The sequence below is a fragment of the Streptomyces sp. NBC_01341 genome (genome assembly GCF_035946055.1).
Taxonomy (GTDB): domain Bacteria; phylum Actinomycetota; class Actinomycetes; order Streptomycetales; family Streptomycetaceae; genus Streptomyces.
Genome location: NZ_CP108364.1, coordinates 3,014,957 through 3,035,728, shown reverse-complemented (window position 1 = coordinate 3,035,728; position 20,772 = coordinate 3,014,957). Strand labels below are relative to the sequence as shown.

Annotated in this window: 16 protein-coding genes; 11 read left to right on the top strand and 5 right to left on the bottom strand. The window is 72.0% G+C overall.

What is annotated here, in order from left to right; genetic code table 11:
- The first annotated feature begins 54 nt into the window (after window positions 1–54).
- The 4 genes from OG206_RS13045 (at window position 55) to OG206_RS13030 (ending at window position 7,491) form a co-directional block, all read left to right on the top strand.
- On the top strand, window positions 55–1,701 hold the full coding sequence (locus tag OG206_RS13045) for a serine/threonine-protein kinase (protein WP_327115561.1): 1,647 nt from the start codon (window positions 55–57) through the stop codon (window positions 1,699–1,701).
- A 227-nt stretch (window positions 1,702–1,928) separates the two neighbouring features.
- The gene (locus OG206_RS13040; protein ID WP_327115559.1) at window positions 1,929–3,557 is read left to right on the top strand and encodes a succinic semialdehyde dehydrogenase; all 1,629 of its coding nucleotides are present in this window, start codon (window positions 1,929–1,931) and stop codon (window positions 3,555–3,557) included.
- A gap of 46 nt (window positions 3,558–3,603) precedes the next feature.
- Window positions 3,604–5,442 (top strand): GMC family oxidoreductase, encoded by a 1,839-nt coding sequence (locus OG206_RS13035; RefSeq protein WP_327115557.1) that lies wholly within the window; start codon window positions 3,604–3,606, stop codon window positions 5,440–5,442.
- Window positions 5,443–5,784: 342 nt separating this feature from the next.
- On the top strand, window positions 5,785–7,491 hold the full coding sequence (locus OG206_RS13030; protein ID WP_327115555.1) for a peptidase: 1,707 nt from the start codon (window positions 5,785–5,787) through the stop codon (window positions 7,489–7,491).
- A 303-nt stretch (window positions 7,492–7,794) separates the two neighbouring features.
- Here the strand turns inward: OG206_RS13030 and OG206_RS13025 are convergent, their stop codons facing one another.
- A complete protein-coding gene (locus OG206_RS13025; RefSeq protein ID WP_327115553.1) occupies window positions 7,795–8,097 on the bottom strand; it encodes a chorismate mutase in 303 nt (100 codons plus the stop codon).
- A 313-nt stretch (window positions 8,098–8,410) separates the two neighbouring features.
- Between OG206_RS13025 and guaA the strand changes: the two genes are divergently transcribed.
- The 4 genes from guaA (at window position 8,411) to OG206_RS13005 (ending at window position 12,894) form a co-directional block, all read left to right on the top strand.
- On the top strand, window positions 8,411–9,997 hold the full coding sequence (gene guaA / locus OG206_RS13020; RefSeq protein WP_327115551.1) for a glutamine-hydrolyzing GMP synthase: 1,587 nt from the start codon (window positions 8,411–8,413) through the stop codon (window positions 9,995–9,997).
- 116 nt (window positions 9,998–10,113) lie between these two features.
- Window positions 10,114–10,722 (top strand): Uma2 family endonuclease, encoded by a 609-nt coding sequence (locus tag OG206_RS13015; protein WP_327115549.1) that lies wholly within the window; start codon window positions 10,114–10,116, stop codon window positions 10,720–10,722.
- A gap of 317 nt (window positions 10,723–11,039) precedes the next feature.
- On the top strand, window positions 11,040–12,308 hold the full coding sequence (locus OG206_RS13010; protein WP_327115547.1) for a hypothetical protein: 1,269 nt from the start codon (window positions 11,040–11,042) through the stop codon (window positions 12,306–12,308).
- Between the two features lie 76 nt (window positions 12,309–12,384).
- Window positions 12,385–12,894: a DoxX family protein gene (locus OG206_RS13005; RefSeq protein WP_327115544.1), complete on the top strand. Its 510-nt coding sequence runs from the start codon at window positions 12,385–12,387 to the stop codon at window positions 12,892–12,894.
- Between the two features lie 156 nt (window positions 12,895–13,050).
- Here the strand turns inward: OG206_RS13005 and OG206_RS12995 are convergent, their stop codons facing one another.
- Window positions 13,051–14,385, bottom strand: a complete 1,335-nt coding sequence (locus OG206_RS12995) for a PspC domain-containing protein (protein ID WP_327115540.1) — start codon at window positions 14,383–14,385, stop codon at window positions 13,051–13,053.
- Between the two features lie 196 nt (window positions 14,386–14,581).
- Between OG206_RS12995 and OG206_RS12990 the strand changes: the two genes are divergently transcribed.
- Together OG206_RS12990 and OG206_RS12985 are read left to right on the top strand one after the other, a co-directional pair.
- The gene (locus OG206_RS12990) at window positions 14,582–15,868 is read left to right on the top strand and encodes a PspC domain-containing protein (protein ID WP_327115538.1); all 1,287 of its coding nucleotides are present in this window, start codon (window positions 14,582–14,584) and stop codon (window positions 15,866–15,868) included.
- Window positions 15,865–16,560: a response regulator transcription factor gene (locus OG206_RS12985; protein ID WP_327115536.1), complete on the top strand. Its 696-nt coding sequence runs from the start codon at window positions 15,865–15,867 to the stop codon at window positions 16,558–16,560. Before OG206_RS12990 ends, OG206_RS12985 begins: the two co-directional genes overlap by 4 nt.
- Window positions 16,561–16,594: 34 nt before the next feature.
- On the opposite strand, the gene OG206_RS12980 is transcribed toward OG206_RS12985, so the two are convergent.
- Window positions 16,595–17,350, bottom strand: a complete 756-nt coding sequence (locus OG206_RS12980) for a GNAT family N-acetyltransferase (protein WP_327115534.1) — start codon at window positions 17,348–17,350, stop codon at window positions 16,595–16,597.
- Window positions 17,351–17,362: 12 nt separating this feature from the next.
- On the bottom strand, window positions 17,363–18,433 hold the full coding sequence (locus tag OG206_RS12975; protein ID WP_327115532.1) for a C40 family peptidase: 1,071 nt from the start codon (window positions 18,431–18,433) through the stop codon (window positions 17,363–17,365).
- A 358-nt stretch (window positions 18,434–18,791) separates the two neighbouring features.
- On the opposite strand from OG206_RS12975, the gene OG206_RS12970 reads away from it, so the two are divergent.
- A complete protein-coding gene (locus OG206_RS12970; protein WP_327115530.1) occupies window positions 18,792–19,145 on the top strand; it encodes a hypothetical protein in 354 nt (117 codons plus the stop codon).
- Window positions 19,146–19,247: 102 nt separating this feature from the next.
- Here OG206_RS12970 and OG206_RS12965 read toward each other — a convergent pair whose 3' ends face one another.
- A complete protein-coding gene (locus OG206_RS12965; RefSeq protein WP_327115528.1) occupies window positions 19,248–20,384 on the bottom strand; it encodes a C40 family peptidase in 1,137 nt (378 codons plus the stop codon).
- Window positions 20,385–20,772 lie beyond the last annotated feature (388 nt).

Genomic DNA, 20,772 nt, shown 5'->3' with positions numbered 1-20,772 from the left:
GCGACGGCCTCCCCTCCGTAACCTGTCGTCCCGAGGAACGGGGCGGGGACACACGTGGAACACGCGCAGGGAACGGACGCGGAGATCGTACTGGCCGGGCGGTACCGGCTGGGCGACGTCCTGGGCCGCGGCGGTATGGGCAAGGTGTGGCGAGCCCATGACGAGGTCCTCCACCGGACGGTGGCCGTCAAGGAGTTGACCGCCGGCCTGTACGCCACCGAGGCGGACCGTGTGGTGCTGCACGCCCGCACGCAGAAGGAGGCGCGCGCGGCCGCCCGGATCACCCACCCGGGAGTCGTCACCGTCCACGACGTCATCGAGTACGACAACCGCCCCTGGATCGTCATGCAGTACGTCGACGGCCCGTCGCTCGCCGACGCCACCAAGGAGACCGGCGAGGTCGAGCCCCGCGAGGCGGCGAGGATCGGTCTCCATGTCCTGAGCGCCCTGCGGGCCGCGCACACCGCCGGTGTGCTGCACCGTGACGTCAAACCGGCCAACGTGCTGCTCGCCCGGGACGGGCGGGTGCTGCTGACGGACTTCGGGATCGCGGCGATCGAGGGCGACTCGACCATCACCAGGACAGGTGAACTGGTCGGCTCCATCGACTACCTGGCCCCCGAGCGGGTGCGCGGCGGCGATCCCGGCCCCGCGTCCGACCTGTGGTCGCTGGGCGCCACGCTCTACACGGCGGTCGAGGGGACCTCGCCCTTCCGCCGTACGTCTCCGATCTCCACCATGCAGGCCGTCGTCACCGAGGAGCCGCCGCCGCCCCGGCGCGGAGGCGCGCTGGAACCGGTGATCACCGCGTTGCTGCGCAAGGACCCCGCCGACCGTCCGACGGCCGAGGAGGCCGAACGGATGCTGCTGGCCGCGATGGAGGGGCAGAGGCCCCGTGCCGCACAGGCCCATGTGCCCACGCAGCGCGTGTCCGAGGAGGAACTGCTCGCCCTCTCCACCTCGAACGGATCGACCGCACGGCTCTCCCGGCCCCCGTCACCGCCCTCCTCCACGGCCGCGGCTCCGCGCAGACGGTGGCGCACCGCTCTCCTGGTCCTGGCGGTGGCGGCCCTCCTCGGCGGCGCGGCCGGTATCGGAGCGATGAAGCTCGCGGACGGCTGGGGCCGTACCGACGGACGTTCCCAGGGACAGGCCACGAGCGGCCCGTCCGTCTCCTCGTCCCCGTCCGTCTCCTCGTCCCCGTCCGCGAGTCAGGACCCGGCGGGAGACGTGAACGGCGTACCGGACGGCTGGAAGACGGTCCACGACCCCGAGGGGTTCAGCCTCCTCGTCCCGGAGGGTTGGGAGCGGCAGGAGCAGGACGGCCAGATCGACTACACCCCGGACGGCGGTGCGCACCGCATCCGGATCAGCCTCGATCCGCATCCTGACTTCGACAACTCGTACGCGCACATGGAGAGCATCGAGAAGGACCTGGAGAAGCGGCTGCCGGCCTACGAGCGGCAGTCGTTGGAGTCGAACATCTTCCGCGACCGCCCCGGCTCACGCTGGGAGTTCACCTGGGTCGAGGCCAAGGACCACCCGGGCCCGCGTCACGGCATCGACCAGATGTACATCGCCGAGCCGGGCGGTCCCGAGTACGCGCTCTACATGACAGGGCCCGACGCGGACCGGGCCGAGAGCCTGCGGCTCTTCGAGACGATGCTGCGCAGCTGGAAACCGCCGACGCCGGCGGGCTGAAGCGCGCGGGGGCCGTCGCACCGGCGCCCGGGTGGCCGAGCGGCTGAGGATTCACGGTTTCTGACCGTCGCACCCCGCGTGGAGCAGTGGATCACCCCTGATCAGCGCTTATGCAGCCAGTGATCACTGGCTGCATGGCGAGGTGCGGCGGAATGCCCGGGCGGGGTCTGTGAAAACCTGTTACCCACGGGTACCCAAAGTGGGCGCGTGGACATACTCTCGCCCTCATGACGGACTCGCAGGCCTCCACGACCGCCCCCGCCGCCCGGGTGGGCACCAACCCGGTGGCCGCCGCCCCCGCGGGCGCGCGCACCGCCGCCGACGTGGTCACCGCGGAGGTGATCGCCCAGCTGACCCGTGGCGTCGCCGGTTCCGGCCGCACGGCCAACCACAGCCCCTTCACCGGCGAGAAGCTGGCCGACCTGCCCGAGTCCACCCCCGAGGACGTCGAAGCCGCCTTCGGCCGCGCCCGGGCCGCCCAGCCGGCGTGGGCAGCGACCCCCGTCCGGGCCAGGGCCGCCGTCCTGCTCCGCTTCCACGACCTGGTCCTCCAGCGCCAGTCCGAGGTCCTCGACCTCATCCAGCTGGAGACGGGCAAGGCCAGGCTGCACGCCCACGAAGAGGTCCTGGCCGTCGCCGTCTCGGCCCGGCACTACGGACGCAGGGCCGCCTCCTACCTGAAGCCCAAGCGGCACACCGGGGTCGTCCCGACCCTCACCAAGGTCACCGAACTGCGCCAGCCGCGCGGGGTGATCGGCCAGATCGCCCCCTGGAACTACCCGCTCGAACTCTCGGTCGGGGACGCGCTGCCCGCGTTCGTGTCCGGCAACGCCGTCGTCATGAAGCCGGACACCGAGACCGCGCTGACCGCCCTCTGGGCCCGCGACCTGCTGATCGAGGCCGGGCTGCCCGCCGAGGTGTTCCAGATCGTCATCGGGGAGGGCCCCGTCGTCGGCCCCGAGGTGGTCTCCCGCGCCGACTACGTCTCCTTCACCGGCTCCACCCGCACCGGCCGTGAGGTCGCCCAGGGCGCCGCAGCCCGGCTGGTCGGCGTCTCACTCGAACTCGGCGGCAAGAACGCCATGCTCGTCCTCGACGACGCCGACGTGGAGAAGGCCGCCCAGGGCGCCGTCCGCGCCTGCTTCTCCTCCGCCGGGCAGCTCTGCATCTCCATCGAGCGGCTCTACGTCCACGAGTCCGTCGCCGACGACTTCGTGGCCCGCTTCGCCGCACGCACGAAGGCCATGCGCCTCGGCAACTCCCTCGCGTACGGCGCCGACATGGGCTCCCTCGTCGGCGAGCGGCAGCTGGAGACCGTCAGCAGGCACGTGACCGAGGCCGTCGAGAAGGGCGCGACACTCGTCGCGGGCGGCGTCGCCCGCCCCGACATCGGCCCGCTCTTCTACGAGCCGACCATTCTCGACGGCGTCGAAGCCCCCATGGCCGTATGCGGCGAGGAGACGTTCGGCCCGGTCGTCTCCATCTACCGCTTCGGCGACGACGACGAGGCCGTCGCGCTCGCCAACGCCACCCCGTACGGCCTCAACTCCAGTGTCTGGACCCGGAACGCCGGACGCGGCCACCGCGTCGCCGCCCGGCTGCGGACCGGCACGGTCAACATCAACGAGGGGTACGCACCGGCGTACGGCAGTGTCCAGTCGCCGATGGGCGGCATGAAGGACTCCGGTCTCGGCAGGCGTCACGGCTCCGAGGGCATCCTGAAGTTCACCGAGGCCCAGACGGTCGCCCACCAGCGGCTGATGCCGCTGGCGCCCTCCTTCGGCATGGACGACGAGAAGTACGCCGCCTTCATGAGCGGCAGCCTCAAGGTGATGAAGGCCTTCCGGCTGCGCTGACCCGCCCGACGACCCCGATTCCCGCCTTTCCGTACCGAGGAGAGCCATGTCCCAGGACAGCCCTGCCCAGAACCAGGCCGGACCGGCCGCTCAGGCGGCGGACGACGACGCGTACGACTACGACGTGCTCGTCGTCGGCTCGGGCTTCGGCGGCGCGGTCTCGGCCCTCCGGCTGAGCGAGAAGGGGTACCGCGTCGGCGTCCTGGAAGCAGGTCGCCGCTTCACCCCGGCGACGCTCCCCAAGAACTCCTGGGACATCAGGAACTACCTGTGGGCACCGGCCCTCGGTCTGTTCGGAATCCAGCGTGTGCACCTGCTGGGCAAGGTGATGGTGCTGGCCGGCGCGGGCGTCGGCGGAGGCTCGCTGAACTACGCGAACACGCTCTACGTGCCGCCGGCGCCGTTCTTCGAGGACCGCCAGTGGGCCGGTATCACCGACTGGAAGGCGGAGCTCGCGCCGTACTACGACCAGGCGAAGCGGATGCTCGGCGTGCGCCTCAACCCGAGCATGACCCCGGCCGACGTCCACCTCAAGGCCGTCGCCGAGACCATGGGTGTCGGCGACAGCTTCCACCTCGCCCCGGTGGGCGTGTTCTTCGGGGACGGACAGGACGCCGACGGGTCCGTGCGCGCGAAGCCCGGGGGAGAGGTCGCCGACCCGTACTTCGGCGGCGCCGGCCCCGCCCGCAAGGCGTGCTCCGAGTGCGGCGAGTGCATGACGGGCTGCCGCCACGGCGCGAAGAACACCCTCAACGAGAACTACCTCTACCTGGCCGAGAAAGCCGGCGCGGTCATCCACCCGATGACCTCCGTCGTCGCGGTCACCGACGCCCCGGACGGCGGCTACCGGGTGTCGACCGTGCCGACGAACCGGCGCCGCAAGGCGCCGCCGACCGTGCTGCGGGCCCGCAGGGTGATCGTCGCGGCGGGGACGTACGGCACGCAGACCCTGCTGCACCGGATGAAGGACGAGGGACTGCTGCCGCGGCTCTCCGACCGGCTCGGCGAGCTCACCCGTACCAACTCCGAGGGCCTGGTGGGCGCGCAGACCAGTGACCGCCGCTACCGGCGCAAGCACGGCACCGCCAAGGCCGACTTCACCAAGGGGGTGGCCATCACCTCGTCGATCCACCCCGACGAGAACACCCACATCGAACCGGTGCGCTACGGCAAGGGCTCGAACGCCATGGGGGCGCTGACCATCCTCCAGGTTCCCTACGGCACGCACCGGGTGCTGAGCTGGTTCGGCAGTGTGGCCAGGCACCCGCTGCTGATGTTGCGCTCGCTGTCCAACCGGCGCTGGTCGGAGCGGACGATCATCGGCCTCGTCATGCAGTCGCTGGACAACTCGCTGATCGCGTACCGGAAACCCGGAGGCGTCGGCAAGGGACTGCTCACCGCCCGCCAGGGGCACGGGGCGCCCAACCCGACGCAGATAGCCGAGGCGACCCAGGGGGCGACGCTGCTCGCCCAGGAGATCAACGGCTTCGCCGGATCGAACGTGGGCGAACTCATGGGCACCCCGCTCACCGCGCACTTCCTCGGCGGCTGCGCGATCGGTGCCGGCCCCGACGAGGGCGTCATCGACCCCTACCACCGGCTGTACGGCCACCCCGGGATCTCCGTGGTCGACGGCTCCGCGGTCTCCGCGAACCTCGGCGTCAACCCGTCGCTGACCATCACCGCGCAGGCCGAGCGCGCGATGTCCTTCTGGCCCAACAAGGGGGAGGCGGACCCGCGTCCCGCACAGGGCGAGGCGTACCAGCGGCTGACGGCGGTCGAGCCGGTGGCGCCGGCCGTGCCCGAGAAGGCGTTCGGCGCGCTGAAGCTGCCGTTCCTCGCGATACCCGCCATACCGCCGAAGGCAGCTGCCGAAGAGGCGTGAGCCCGGGAACGCCAAGGGGCTGCACCCCCCTCCGAGTGCAGCCCCTGAACGTACCTACCGGTGGCGCGCGCCGTGCGACGGCGGCGCGGAACGCACGTCGTGCCCGGCCCGGAAGGAGGAAGAGCCTCCTCGCCGGCGTGCACGGGACGTGCCGGTGTGTTCGCCATGCATGACCCGCGAGTCCGGATAACGGTTGCCCCCGGCTTCACCACATCTTCATGTGGCGCTCGTCACACCCGGGGGTCGTGCTCAATTCGTGATCGTGTTCCAGGCAACTCCCGGCGGCGCGACGTGGTCGTAGTCACAGCAGTCGCACCGCTCCGCCGAGTCCAGAGGTCCGCGATGACACGCCTTTCCCCGAGAACAGCACTGCGCCGTGCGGCCGGCGGTCTCGCCGCCGCCGGACTGCTCGCGGCCGGCTCGCTCGGCGCGGGCGGCCCGGCGCGTGCCGACGGCCCGGTCTTCACTCTCGGCGGGCCGGCGCAGACGGCCCTGCACCCCTACCCGGCGAGCGGGGCGCCCCGGACGACCCCGCTCGGCCTCACGGTCGGCACACCGGACGGCGACGGCCTGCAGGGTGACGTCGTCTACACCGTCGACCTCAGCGGTGTCGTGGGGATCGCGGACGTCACCGTCGCCCGGGACAGCCGCGCCGACTGCGAGATCACCGGGAGCGCGGCCGTCTGCCGCGACGACGGGGTGCACGGGGGAGGCGGCGGGATCGCCGGCTTCGGGCTCACGGCCGCCCCGGGCAGCGAGGACGGCGCCTCGGGCGTCATCCGGGTCACGGGCGAGGCGGCGGGAGCCACCTTCACGCCGTTCACGACGGAGGTCACGGTCGGCGGCCCCGACCTCGTCATGGAGCGGCTCCCCTTCGAGCAGCGGATGGAGCCGGGCGACGTGCAGCCGGCTCCGATCACCTTCGGCAACAGGGGCACGACCGCCGCAGACGGGGTCCTGCTGACCCTGATGTACTCGCGCGGCCTCGACATCCCCGAGCGCTACGCCAACTGCGTCTACGACGACGAGGCAGGGGACGACCCGCAGAACGCCTACGCGTGGTCCACCGCGCTGTGCTCCGTCGAGGGCTCCTTCGAGCCGGGCGCCACCTACACGCTCGGAGTGCCGCTGTCCGTGGAGGCCACCGAGCGCGCCTACGACGACACCTTCGTCTACCGCATCCACGAGGACGGTGGTGCCCGGCGCCCGGCGCCCTCCGGCCGGGGCACCGGCCCCGAACTGACCGTGCGGCAGGTGAGGACGGCCGCCCTGGGCCGGGACCTCGAACCCGGTGACAACCAGCAGGAAGCCGACTTCCGCACCGAGAACACGGCCGGCTTCACGGCGTACGGGGCCGGTGCCGAGGGAGCCGCGGGCGAGACCGTGACGGCCCGGGTCGGCTTCCGCAACGACGGTCCCGCCTGGATCGGCAACCTGCGCTCGGGCGACCCCGTCGCCACTCTCGACGTCACGGTCCCCGAGGGCGCCGAGGTCACCGGGAAGCCGGAGTCCTGCCGGGGGGTGACGGCCGAAGGCCGGCACCGCGAGAAGCAACTCGGCGCGCCCCGCTACTTCTGCGACTCGTCCGCGACCGTGCGGGACGGAGCGGACATCGAGCTCCCGTTCGCGCTGCGGATCGACGAGGTGGTTCCTGACGCCTCGGGTGCGGTCACCGTGCGCGGCACCCGGCTCGACGGTCCCTCGCTGCCCTTCGACCCCGACGACTCCGACAACACCGCGCGGCTCGTGCTGAACCCGGGGGACCCGGCCGGCGGCAGCACCGGCGGCTCCCCGGAAGGCACCACCGGGGGCGCCGCGGGCGGTGAGACCCCCGGCTCCGCCACCGGCGCCCCGAGTGCCGGGGCCGCGTCGGGGCCGACCGGTACGGCGGGAGCACCAGGCGTGCCGGGTTCCGCGTCGACGGGCACGGGAGGCCTCCTCGCCTCGACCGGTACGGCGGCCCGCACGGCCGCGTCCGCGGCGGCGGGTGCGCTGCTCGCGGGCGGGGTGCTGTTCGTCCTGGCCCGGCGCCGGACCGGGCGGGGCTGACCGCCCGGCACGGAGGACGGGCACGAAAGTCGAGGGCGGCCGGGCCCGGGCGTCCCCGGGGCCGGCCGCACATCGGTGACCGGGCTGCTGTCCCCTGCCGACCGGTCACGCGCGCCGGAACGCGGTCCCACGACGCACCAGCGGTGCGTCACACGTTCCGGCGGAGCCACGTGTGGATTCCGACGACGCCGCCCCTGGCTGGCACGGACACACGGACCAACGAAGCCGCCGGGCGGCCGGTCACGCGCCGTACGGGTGAGACCGGGCCCGAACGCCGGTGCGGCCGTACAGCCCTCCCGGACGTCACACCCGGCCGCGGCACAGCTCCAGCAGCGTCATGGCGAGCGCCGTGCCCGGCTTGCCCAGGGCGTCGCTGTAGTGGCCGATGACGTCCATCTCCCGGGAGAGGTTCACCCGGCGTCCCCCCGACGTGATCCTGGCCTCCTGGATGACGGCGGATACGGCCATCCGTTCCTGGACGAGGCCGATGATCCGGTCGTCCAGTGCGTCGATGCGCGTCCGGGCGCCCCCGATCAGGGACGCGGCCTCGTCGGTGTGAGCGCCGGTGCGCTCGGCGGCCGTCTTCGTGGGTGCGGTGCTGTTCATGCGTGACTCCCGGTGGGTCCGTCGCCCCGGTTCCGCAGGCCGGGAACGCCAAGGCGCCCCGGGCCTGTGGCCCGGGGCGCCTTGGAAAGCTTGCTCGTCAGTTGCTCAAGCAGCACGACCATGGCAGCCGGCGGGCCGGGTGCCATAGGTAAAGACGAAGGTCGTGTGCTGACGCATGGCCTCAGTATGGACCCCGGCGGAGACCGGGCTCACGCCGGGCCCGGATGGTGAGACGGGAGCCCGGCGGGGCGGTGTTCCACGGCCGGTAGAATTGGGAGGACCGACCCCCTCTCCACCGCCGGAAGGCCGCCCCGTGCCAGCAGCACCCCCCGCCGCCCCCGACACCGCGACCGACGTCGTCCTGGTTGTCGACTTCGGCGCCCAGTACGCCCAGCTCATCGCCCGCCGTGTCCGTGAGGCCCGGGTCTACAGCGAGATCGTCCCGTCCACGATGCCGGTCGCGGAGATGCTGGCCAGGAACCCCCGGGCGATCATCCTGTCCGGTGGTCCGTCGTCGGTGTACGCGGAGGGCGCGCCCGGCATCGACCGCTCGCTCTTCGAGGCCGGGATCCCGGTCTTCGGCATGTGCTACGGCTTCCAGCTGATGGCCACCACCCTCGGCGGCACGGTCGACGACAACGGTGCGCGCGAGTACGGCCGCACCCCGCTGACGGTCTCCAAGGCCGGCTCCACCCTCTTCGAGGGCACGCCCGCCGAGCAGCCGGTGTGGATGTCGCACGGCGACGCCTGCTCGGCCGCCCCCGAGGGCTTCACCGTCACCGCGTCCACGGACGTCGTGCCGGTCGCCGCCTTCGAGAACGACGAGAAGAAGCTGTACGGCGTCCAGTACCACCCGGAGGTCATGCACTCGACCTACGGCCAGCAGGTGCTGGAGCACTTCCTCTACCGCGGTGCGGGCATCGAGCCGACCTGGACGACCACCAACGTCGTCGAGGAGCAGATCGCCCTGATCCGCGAGCAGGTCGGCGACAAGCGCGCCATCTGCGGCCTCTCCGGCGGTGTGGACTCCGCGGTCGCCGCGGCCCTCGTCCAGAAGGCCATCGGCTCCCAGCTCACCTGCGTGTACGTCGACCACGGCCTGATGCGCAAGGGCGAGACCGAGCAGGTCGAGAAGGACTTCGTCGCCGCGACCGGCGCGAAGCTGAAGGTCGTCGACGCGGAGAAGCGCTTCCTCGACGCCCTGGCCGGTGTGTCCGACCCGGAGCAGAAGCGGAAGATCATCGGCCGCGAGTTCATCCGCGTCTTCGAGCAGGCCCAGCTGGAGATCCTCCAGGAGGACGGCCCCGAGGTCGCCTTCCTCGTCCAGGGCACCCTGTACCCGGACGTCGTCGAGTCCGGCGGCGGCACCGGCACCGCCAACATCAAGTCCCACCACAACGTGGGCGGGCTCCCGGACGACATCGAGTTCCAGCTCGTCGAGCCGCTGCGCCAGCTGTTCAAGGACGAGGTCCGGATGGTCGGCCAGGAGCTCGGCCTGCCGGAGGAGATCGTCCAGCGGCAGCCGTTCCCCGGCCCCGGCCTCGGGATCCGTATCGTCGGTGACGTCACCAAGGAGCGGCTCGACCTGCTGCGCGAGGCCGACGCCATCGCCCGCGAGGAGCTGACCGCGGCCGGCCTGGACCGTGACATCTGGCAGTGCCCCGTGGTCCTGCTCGCGGACGTCCGGAGCGTCGGTGTCCAGGGCGACGGCCGCACCTACGGCCACCCGATCGTGCTGCGTCCGGTCTCCTCCGAGGACGCCATGACGGCCGACTGGTCGCGCCTGCCGTACGAGACGCTGGCGAAGATCTCCACCCGCATCACCAACGAGGTCGCCGAGGTCAACCGTGTGGTGCTCGACGTGACGAGCAAGCCGCCGGGGACGATCGAGTGGGAGTGACCCCCACACCCTGAGGTCAGTGCCGCTGCCGTCGCTCATTCGTTTGGGCGGCGGCAGCGTCGTACCCACTGGGTACGCTGGCCGAGGAGACGAGACTCAGCCCCATGGGAGCAATCATGAGTGCCGCACCCGACGACGAACTGACCGAGCACTACCACTACCCCGTGCCCCCGCCCCAGGGCTGGGTGGCGGAGGATCTCGATCGGCTTCCGGACCTGCCGCGGCACACCGAGCTGATTGACGGGAGTCTCGTCTTCGTGAGTCCGCAGACCACGTTTCACATGCGGACCATGCGTCTGCTGGAGAACTGTCTCCTCGACCAGGCGCCGGATGAACTCGATGTCTTTCGCGAGTTCAGCATCAGGCTGGACAGCCGGAACCGCCCCGAGCCGGACGTGCTCGTGGTCCCGGCGGACGCCGATACAGGCCCCAGGGAGACGTGCCTGCGACCGGAGGACGTCCTTCTGGCCGTGGAGGTCGTGTCGGAGGAGTCTGCGGTCAGGGACAGGGACGCCAAACCCCGGAAGTACGCTGCGGCCGGTGTCATGCACTTCTGGCGGGTCGAGCAGGGTGCCGACGGTCTGCCCGTCGTGTACGTGTACGAGCTCGATCCGGCTCTCAGGGCATACACCGCAACGGGTATTTACCACAACACCCTCAAGCTCGACGTGCCCTTTCCCCTTGATATCGACCTCACAGCCGTCCACCGGCGCCGCCCCCGCTGATTCAGTGGTAGAGCTCCGGTACCCGTGGAATGGTGCGTCCCGCGTGCGCCCCCGCCCCCGGCGTCCGCCAACCCGGGCCATCCCCTGCACGCCGGGGTGAGCGACGTCGTGGACGCCCGGCGCACCGGCTACTAAGGGGGGGGTACCGAGGCACGCCAGGTCTCGCGTACCTCGTCCTCGGCTCCTGACATTCGCACATGTGGACGACATGTACGCGCAGCCCGCCCCGATGTGGGACGGGCCCGCTCCGTACGGCACAATTCGCAGAAATCACAGGCGAGTTGGTTGTACCAGGGCGGGAAAGGGCGGCGTTCTCCGTGGCGTTGGACGAGGCGAGGGCGAGCAGCACGCACGGCGGTGGCTGTACGTGCGGCGACTGCCCGCACGGAGCGAACACAGGACACCGCCGCGCGGTGGCCGCCTTCCTCACGAAACGGGACGAACTGGCCGCAGGTCAGGGCCTGCCCGCCGGGGTCGCCCAGTCCGTCTCGGCGTCCCGCCAATGGATCTCGGACGAGCTGACCGAGTCGGCACGCGCCGTCGCCGAACGCAGTCGTGAGGCGGGCGACGCCTGGCTCCACGCACTGTGGACGCGCACGCTCGTCGTCGTCTGGGGCGGTGTCGTCCTGCTGGTCGTCGCCGAGGCCGCCACGGCCATCGGCGCCGGCTGGTCCACCGCCCGAACCGCCGGGCTGATCGCGGCCCTCGTCACCGCCGGCCTGCTCACCGGTGCTGCCCGCGTCCACCGGGCCCGCGGCGGCCTCCTGGCCCCGCTCATCGGTGAGGACAACCGGCTCTCCACCTCCCGCACGGTCGCCGCCTCCTGGGTGCTGCTCGCCGTCTTCGCCGTGCTCGTCCTCGCGCTCCAGCTCGCCGGTGCGTCCGGGCACGCCGACCGCGACGCGCTCATCGAGGGCCTGGACCTGGTCCGCTCGGCCGGTGTGCTGACCGTCCTCGCGCTGGTCTGCGCCGTCGCGGTCCTCGTGCGCCGGGTGGTGACCGTGCGGGTGCTGGCCCAGCGGCTGCAGAAGCTGCGGGCCGACCGGCCCCGCGCCGCTGATCTGCTGACGGACGACTCCGGCCGCGGCAGCTTCACCGATGTGCAGTACGTGCTGGTCAGCGCCGTCGCCGTGCTGTTCGCCGCGGTCCGGCTGGCCCGCCGCCCCGAGCAGCTGCCCGACCTCCCGTGGGGCCTCGCGGTCCTGGTGGCCGTCTCCGCGGCGACGTACTTCGCCGGGAAGTACGCCGAGGGCGGCCGGCCGGTCATCCTGTCGGTCGTCCGTGCCAGGGAGGCCGGGGACCTCGACGCCCCGATCCGCACCGGCGACGACATCGAGATCCGCGGCGCGGGGTTCGTCCCGCCCGGTGCCGGCAGCCCCGACCGGCTGGCGCGCGTGGTGGTCAGGATCGGGCGCGTCCACGTCCACGTACCGCTGATCCCGGTCACCGGCGGCTTCGCCAACCCGTCGGACACGGTGCTCACCGTGCCCGTGCCCGTGGAGGTCGAACCCGGCACCGTCGAGGTGCAGGTGATCACCGCGGCCGGCGTGGAGACCAACCCCTGCCCCATCGACGTCACGGACTGAGCCTCGGACCTGGTGAGCGGCGCCGGACCGGCGTACGTATGGTCTGTCGAAGGTCCGAACGGAAGGCGGGGCGAAGATGCACGGGTACAGGGGCGGTTCGTACGGGCTGGACGAGCCGAGGAGTCTTGGGGACCGGGCACGGCGGTACGCCCTGCTGCCCCTGAGGATCTTCCTCGGTGTCACCTTCGTCTACGCGGGACTCGACAAGCTCACCGACAGCGCCTTCCTGTCGGCGAGCGGGGCCGGGTCCATCGGCGCGACCATGGACGCCGTGCGCGGCAGCGCGGCGATTCCGGGCCTCGTCGACCTGGCCCTGAAGAGCCCCGAGGGCTTCGGCTACGCCATCGCGATCGGCGAGCTCCTCGTGGGCCTCGGCACGCTCGTAGGGCTCTGGTCCCGGCTCGCTGCCCTCGGTGGCGCCCTGATCTCGCTGAGCCTGTGGCTCACCGTCAGCTGGCAGACCGAGCCGTACTACTACGGAAACGACCTGGTCTACCTCATGGCCTGGCTGCCGCTGCTGCTCGGCGGCGCCGCCGATTTCTCCGCCGACGCCTTCCTCGCCTCGCGGCGTCGGCGCAGCCGGTAACTCACCCACGCCGCCGTGGCCGCCAGCCACAGCCCGCCGACGAACACGGGCGCGAAGAACGTCCACGGGGCGTTCCAGACGCCCGCCGCGTCCGCCGCGTAACCGCCGGCCAGAGCCAGCATGACCAGGCCGGCGACCGCGCGGCCCGGCCGGAAATCATGACGCAGCACGGGTGACCTCCAGTTGTCCGATGCCGACTCCCACGCCCAGCTCCAGGGTGCCCGCGGGCTTGCTGCCCCCGGGCGGCGCGAGGGTCCGCCGGACGTGCCGGCCGGGGGCGACGTCCACGTCCTTGCGCGGGTCGGAGGGGAACGTGATGTCGCCCAGGCCCGCCTCGGCGTCCACCCTCACGGTCACCCCGGTGGGTACGACGACGTGCGCGCGGCCCGCCCCGACCTCGATACGGGTCTCCAGGGTGTCGCCCTCCGGCACGGCGACGCCCGAGAGGTCCAGCTTCCCGACCCCGGTGCCCAGCTTGTACAACGGCCGGACCTCGGCGACCGAGGCGGGGCGCCACTCCTTGCGCACCCAGTCGGTGCCGATGTCGTGCGGCACGGCGGAGGCACCGGCCAGGAGTCCCGCCGTCACCATGGCCAGCAGGATCGTGCCGAAGCCGGTCCTGCCGAGGACGGAGGCGACGAGCAGGCCGAGACCGAACACTCCGAGCGCGGCGGCGAGCCCGATCTGCAGGCTCGGTCCGAGCGGATGGCTCTCCCAGCTCAGTCCCGTACCCAGACCGCCCGCGATCAGCGCGAGGAGGAAGACGAGACCGCTGATCGAACGCGGCCCCCGGGTCCCCGGCCCGCGGTAGGGAGCGCGGTACGGGGCATCGGGCGTCGCCCGGTACCTGCCGAGCTCCGCCGCGTCGGTCGCCGCGCTCGCCGGGCCCCACAGATAGCCGGTGCCCGCCGGGCCCGTCGTCCCGTCCTTGACGATCGGGTCCCGCCACCAGGACGGGCCGGCGGGCGTGGGCGGTGCCTTGACCTCGGGCGGTGCCCCGTGGCCCGGGGCGTGCGCGGCACCGCCGGGAGCATGCGGCGTGGCACCGGGCACGTCCTCGGGGGGAGCCGTCCTGCGGTGCTGGGTCCAGACGGCGAAGCCGATCGTGGTCACCGTCAGCATCGCGGCGAAGGCGAGCATGCCGCCGTTGTGCAGCATCGACAACAGCAGGCCGCAGCCCACCAGCGCCAGCAGCAGCGCGACCAGCGACGGGCCCTCGACCCGGCCCGACAGCAGCCGGCGCGCCTCGTTCTCGTCCTCACTCTCCAGAGGGAGCAGCAGCCACGCGAAGCCGTAGAAGATCAGGCCGATGCCGCCCGTCACCGCGAGGACGCCGAGCACGATCCGGAAGATGACCGGATCCACGTCGCAGTACCGGCCGAGCCCGCCGCACACCCCGGCCACCACCTTCTGGCGCGGGCTGCGCTCCAGGCGCGGTACCGGCGCGGGGGGCGGAGTGACGCCGGGCGGGGCGTCCTGGGGAACGGTCATGGCTCCATGGTGACGGTCCGTACGTCCCCGTGGGACCCGCGACGACCCTGGCCGGTCCCTGATATTGCGTGCCGGGGCCCCTGAGGGCCCGCCCCGGGTGACCGTGCCGTGGATCCGGACCGGCGCGAGGCAATCAGGGTCGAGTCCGGGACCGACCCTGATGCCACGACCCGCCGGGACGTGTGACGATCGGTCCATGCCAGCAGCCACGACCCGCGCCCCGGGCCCGCACGCCCCGGACCAGGAGGAGCCGGCGCCGCGCAAGCTCTACCGCAGCGCCGACGGCCGGATGCTCGGCGGCGTGGCGCGCGGGCTCGCCGGACACCTCGGCCTGCCCGTCGCCTGGGTCCGGTTCGTCTTCCTCGGACTGTTCTTCGCGGACGGCCTCGGCGCCCTGCTCTACGCCGTGTTCTGGATCGTGGTGCCGCTCGGCGTCGGCGGCGTCGAGTCCACCCGGTCCGTCTTCGAGACCGCCCCGGACGGCCGCCGCAGGCTCCGCAAGCCCGACAAGGGCCAGGTCTTCGCCTTGGTCGCGCTGCTCGTGGGCGCCGTGATCTTCGTCGGCAACGTCGACATGGGCAGCAAGGCGGACCGCTACGTCTGGCCCGCTCTGCTGATCGGCGCCGGCTCCGTCCTGGTGTGGCGCCAGGCTGACAACGCGCGGCGGGCCCGCTGGATCGAGGTAGGCCGGCGAAGCCGCGTGCTGCACCTGGCCCGGGGACTCGCGGGCGTCGCCCTGGTCGGTCTCGGCCTCGCGGTGTTCCTGGTGGTGCGCGGCTCCGCCGCCCAGCTGGGGAACGCCCTGACCGCCGCCGTCGCCGTACTCACCGGCATCGCCCTGCTCGCGGGCCCCTACCTGGCCCGCATGATGCAGGACCTCTCCGAGGAACGCCTGATGCGCATCAGGGCGCAGGAGCGTGCGGAGGTTGCAGCCCACGTCCACGACTCCGTCCTGCACACGCTCACCCTGATCCAGCGCAACGCCGACGACGCGGGCGAGGTCCGCAGACTCGCCCGCGCCCAGGAACGCGAGCTGCGCAACTGGCTGTACGACCCGTCGGGCACCGGCCGCGACGAGGACGACGAGCCCACGAACCTGGCCGAGGCGGTCAAGCGCGCGGCCGCCGAGGTCGAGGACAAGCACGGCGTCCCGCTGGAGGTCGTCGTCGTCGGCGACTGCCCGCTGGACGAGAAGCTGACGGCACAGATGCAGGCCGCACGCGAGGCGATGGTCAACGCCGCCAAGTACGGTGGCGAGGGCGGCGCCGTCCAGGTCTACGCGGAGGTCGAGGGCCGCACGGTCTTCGTCTCCGTAAGGGACAGGGGGCCGGGATTCGACCTGGACGCCGTCCCGGACGACAGGATGGGCGTACGGGAGTCGATCATCGGCCGGATGCAGCGCAACGGCGGTACGGCGCGCCTGCGTTCGGTGCCCGGCGGGGGCACGGAAGTCGAGCTGGAGATGGAGAGGGCGAGCGAATGACCGAGAACACCGAAGCGACCGGGGGTCCGGAGCGCCGGGTACGGGTCGTGCTCGTCGACGACCACCGGATGTTCCGCACCGGGGTACAGGCCGAGATCGGCCGCACCGAGGAGACCGGCGTCGAGGTCGTCGGCGAGGCCGCCGACGTCGAACAGGCGGTCACGGTGATCACCGCGACCCGCCCCGAGGTCGTCCTCCTCGACGTCCACCTCCCCGGCGGCGGGGGCGTCGAGGTGCTGCGGCGCTGCGCCCCGATGATGGGTGCGGTGGAGAACCCGGTGCGCTTCCTGGCGCTGTCGGTGTCGGACGCCGCCGAGGACGTCATCGGGGTCATCCGCGGCGGCGCCCGCGGCTACGTCACCAAGACGATCACCGGCACCGACCTGGTCGACTCCGTCTTCCGGGTCCAGGACGGTGACGCGGTGTTCTCGCCGAGGCTGGCCGGGTTCGTCCTCGACGCGTTCGCCTCGACGGACGCGCCGCCCGTCGACGAGGACCTGGACCGGCTCACCCAGCGCGAGCGCGAGGTGCTCCGGCTGATCGCCCGCGGCTATGCGTACAAGGAGATCGCGAAGCAGCTGTTCATCTCGGTGAAGACGGTCGAGTCCCACGTCTCGGCGGTGCTGCGCAAGCTCCAGCTGTCCAACCGGCACGAGCTGACCCGCTGGGCGACGGCGCGACGGCTGGTCTGACGCCGGGCAGGTCAGCACGGCGTCGCTCGGTCCCTCAGGCGGGGTCGAGCGAGATGTTGAGCTTCTCGCCGACCCTGCGGTAGCCGATGCTCGCGTAGATCCGCTCGACGTCGGGGCCGCCCGGCTCCAGCCAGACGGCGCCGAAGCCGCGGTCGAACGCCGTGCTGGTCAGCCAGGCGGAGAGCGCGGCGCCGACGCCCCGGCGGCGGAACGCGTCGGCGACGGCCAGACCGGCCAGTTCGCCGGTGCCGTCGACCGGGGCCGAGCAGCCGCCCGCACCGGCGGGCACACCCTCCACGGTGGCGAGGGCCGAGACGCCGCCGCCCTCCGAGGCCGCGCGCAGCCAGGCGATCTCGCCGTCGTCCGGGCCGCCCTCGCCGCCGAAGCCCGTGTGCTGGACGGCTGCGGCCGCGGTGAACTCGGCGTCGGTGGCGGGTTCGGAGACGCGGAGTCCGTCCACCGGTTTCGGCGCGAGCAGTTCCCCGGCGGTGCAGGCCATGACCGGAGCACGGTTCTCCACGGTGAAACCGGCTGCCAGCAGGGCCGGTTCGACGGCCGGTGCCCAGGCGGGAAGAAACTCCAGACGGGGCAGCCGGTCGCGCCCCCGGAACGCCGCGACCAGGTCGGCGATCTCACCGGCGGTGGGTTCGGCACCCTGGTTGGGGATGGCGTAGTTGGCGAACTTCAGCTCCCACCCAGGGTTGTGGCGCACCGTGAAGGGGCCCACCCGGTAGTGGTCGGGGGAGCGGAGGGTGTGTGTACGGGCGTAGTTCTGGATGGCTGTGTCCATGGGCCCGGGAGCCTATGCGACGCGCGTCGCTCCGGCGAACGGCATTTCCGAGATCGGCGCGATACGGACGGGGGCGCCCGGGCGCGGGGCGTGGATCATCTGCCCGCCGCCGATGTAGAGCCCGACATGGGTGATCCCGGAGTAGAAGAACACCAGGTCCCCCGGGGCGAGTTCGGAGCGGTCGACGCGCCGGCCCGCGTTGATCTGGGTGTACGTCGTGCGCGGCAGGGACACACCCGCGTCACGCCAGGCGGCCTGGGTGAGGCCGGAACAGTCGTAGGCGGACGGGCCGGTCGCCCCCCAGACGTACGGCTTGCCCAGGGCGCCGTAGGCGAAGTCGACGGCCTGCGCCGCGCGGGCGTTGGGGGCGTTCACGGAGCCGCGCGGGGTGCTGCGGTCCGCGCGGACGGCGCCACCGCCGTGGGAGGCGTCGGCGGAGCGCTCGTAGTCGGCGCGCTGCGCGGCGGTGAGGGTGGCGAGGAGCTTGCGGGCGTCGGACAGCTTGGTGCGGACCGCGTTCTTGTGCTTCTCCAGATCGGCCCGGCGGGAGGCGAGGACCGAGAGTTCGTCCTCCGCCTCGGCCCGCAGCTGCGCGATGTCGTTGATCTGGCGGCGCACCCCGTTGACCGCGCCGGCCTGGCGGTCTCCCGCCCGGTCCTCGAAGGAGGCGCGCTCCAGGTATTCGTCGGGGTCCGACGAGAGGGCCAGCCGGACGGCGGGGTCGATGCCGGCGCTGCGGTACTGGGCGGTGGCGAACGAACCCAGGGCGTCGCGGGCGGCGTTGAGGCGCTCGGTCCTGCGGGCCGCCTCGTCGCGCAGGGCGTCCAGGGACTTCTCCGAGTCCGCAGCCTTCTCCTTCGCGCCGTTGTACCGCTCGGTGGCGGCCTCGGCGTCGTGGTACAGCCGGTCGACCTTGCTCCTGACCTGGGCCGGGGTGAGCTGGGGATCGGCCTGGGCGGCACCTTCGAAGGCGGTGGCGGACGCCGCGCCGGCGAGTGCGAGGGTGGCGGCGGTGCGGGCAGCAGGCCCGGTGAACAGGCGCTGCTTGGGCTTGCGGTGAGCGGCAGTGCGATGGGCGGCCACGGGGGTGGTGCGTCCTTCCGTTCGACTGCCCGCCGGGGAAACCGGCGGGCCCGCCCGGGTCCGTCGGCGGGCCACCACAGGGGGGAGTGGCCCGCCGACGGATTTCCTGGCGGGGCGACCGGGGTGCCGCCCGGTACGGGGGCGGCGGTAACGAATCGGTCACCTGGGACGTGACGCTAAACCCGGGGCACGGGGAAGAGGCGTAATGACAGCTATTGGCCTCAGATGCAGTTTCGTTTCCCTGGAATGACCGGGAAATTCAACCGTAGTCCGGCAATTCGCGCAGCCCTCGTGTCAACTCATCGTTACGTCATACCTGGCCGAAGAGTGCTGATATGGACGGGGCTAGGCTGCGGCCATGGACGTACTCATCAATGTCTTCGTTGCCTTGCACATCATCGGAATCGCTTCCCTGCTGGGCGGATTCCTCACCCAGATGAAGGCCATGGGGGCGGGCACGGCCCGCTTCGTCCCCGCCATGCTGCACGGCGCTCTGACCATGCTCGTCACCGGTATCGCCCTTGTCGGACTGAACCAGGCCGACGACCAGCACGTGAACAACGTCAAGATCGGGATCAAGCTCCTGATCCTCGTCGTGATCCTCGCGCTGGTCTACGTGAAACGCGACGACGAGAAGGCCGGCAAGGGCGCCTTCGCCGCGGTCGGCGGACTCACCGTCGCCAACATCTTCATCGCCACGCTCTGGACCTGAGCGGCCCGGACGGATGCGGGAGGGGCCCGGGATCGTCCCCGGGCCCCTCCCGCGTACGCCGTCCGACGTGAGCCGTGCCCGCCGCTCACGGAGGAGCGTGCCTCAGGCCGGGCGCACGCTTCCGTAGATCGGCATGTAGTAGATCGACTCCTCGCGGACGTTCGCACCCGGCTTGGGCGCGTGGATCATCATGCCGTCGCCCTTGTAGATGCCGACGTGGCTGATGTCGTCGTAGAAGAAGACCAGGTCACCGGGTTTCAGGTTCGCCGTCGCCACCCGGGTGCCCACCTCGACCTGGTCCCACGTCGTACGGGGCAGGTCGACGCCGGCCGCCTTCCAGGCCGCCTGGGTGAGCCCGGAGCAGTCGTACGAGGACGGGCCCGTCGCTCCCCAGACGTACGGCTTGCCGATCTGGGCACGTGCGAAGGCCAGGACCTTCTCGGCCTTCGACGCGTAGCCGCTGTCGGAGCCGGTCCCCGTGTCCTGTTTTGCGGTCGCCTCGTCGGCGCGCACGGACTCCGCCTTGTCGGCGGCGGTCTGCTTCCGGGCCAGGTCCTCGGCCTTGCGCTTGGCCTCCGCCTCCTTCTTGCGCTCCAGCTCGGCGAGCCGCGCCTTCTCCTCGGCGGTCAGCTCCGACAGCAGCGAACGCGCCTCGGTGAGCTTCGTCTGCACCTGCTGCTTGCTGGTGCGCAGCGAGGCCTGCGACTCGGTCAGCGTCTCCAGGCTCTTCGTCGCCTCGACGCGCTTCGCCGCGGCTTCCTTCTGCTGCGTGCGGAACTCGGTGACCGTCTTCTGCTGCCGGCTGGTCATCCGGGCCATCAGCTGGTCCTGGTCGAAGTACGACTGCGGGTCGTCTGCCAGGAAGAACGTCGCCGTCGGGGCGACCGCGCCGCTGCGGTACTGGGCGGCTGCGTAACTGCCCAGCTCGCGGCGCGTCTCGTTCAGCTTGTCGGCCCGCCGGGCCGCCGCCTCCAGGAGCGCGTCCACCTTGGAGCGCTGCTCGGCGGACGCGGACTTCGCCTGGTTGTACTCCTGCGTCGCGGTACCGGCCTGCCGGTAGAGGGCGTCGACCCTCTTCTGCACTTCCTCGATGCTGGGCTTGGGCTTCACCGGGGCCGCCGTCGCGCTGGTGGCGGAGAGCAGGGTGACGGAGGCGAGCGCCGCCGTCGTGAGACCGACGGCAGGGGTGGTCGTGCGCACCCGGGTGCGCTGCTTGCGATGCGACGCCAAGGCCGGCATCTCCTTCCGTGGACCGCCTACCGGGTTAGTGATGGGGGTCCCCCCAGGCCGTTCAGGCACTGGGGGAGGGTTCGGGCGGAACGGAAGGCTGCCCTACGGCCCGGTGAAGACGGGCCGATTCACCCCGGTGCTGCGTGTGGGTCCCCGGTTCCGGGCTCCTCGCGGGAGTACGGATTCGGCGGGGGTGCCCGCGCGGCGTGGTTCGCCTGAAGTGGGTACGGGACACCCGTCGGAGCACGCTAACCAACCCGTGGTGCTCCTGTGAAGGTTGATGGCCGATATGCCCGATACATTTCCGTGACCTTCTGCGGGTGCAGGGCCGTCGGGCCTGTACAGGCCCGACGGAACTCACGCACCGTGGCCACTCCGTCCCCGTGAGCGCACGCTG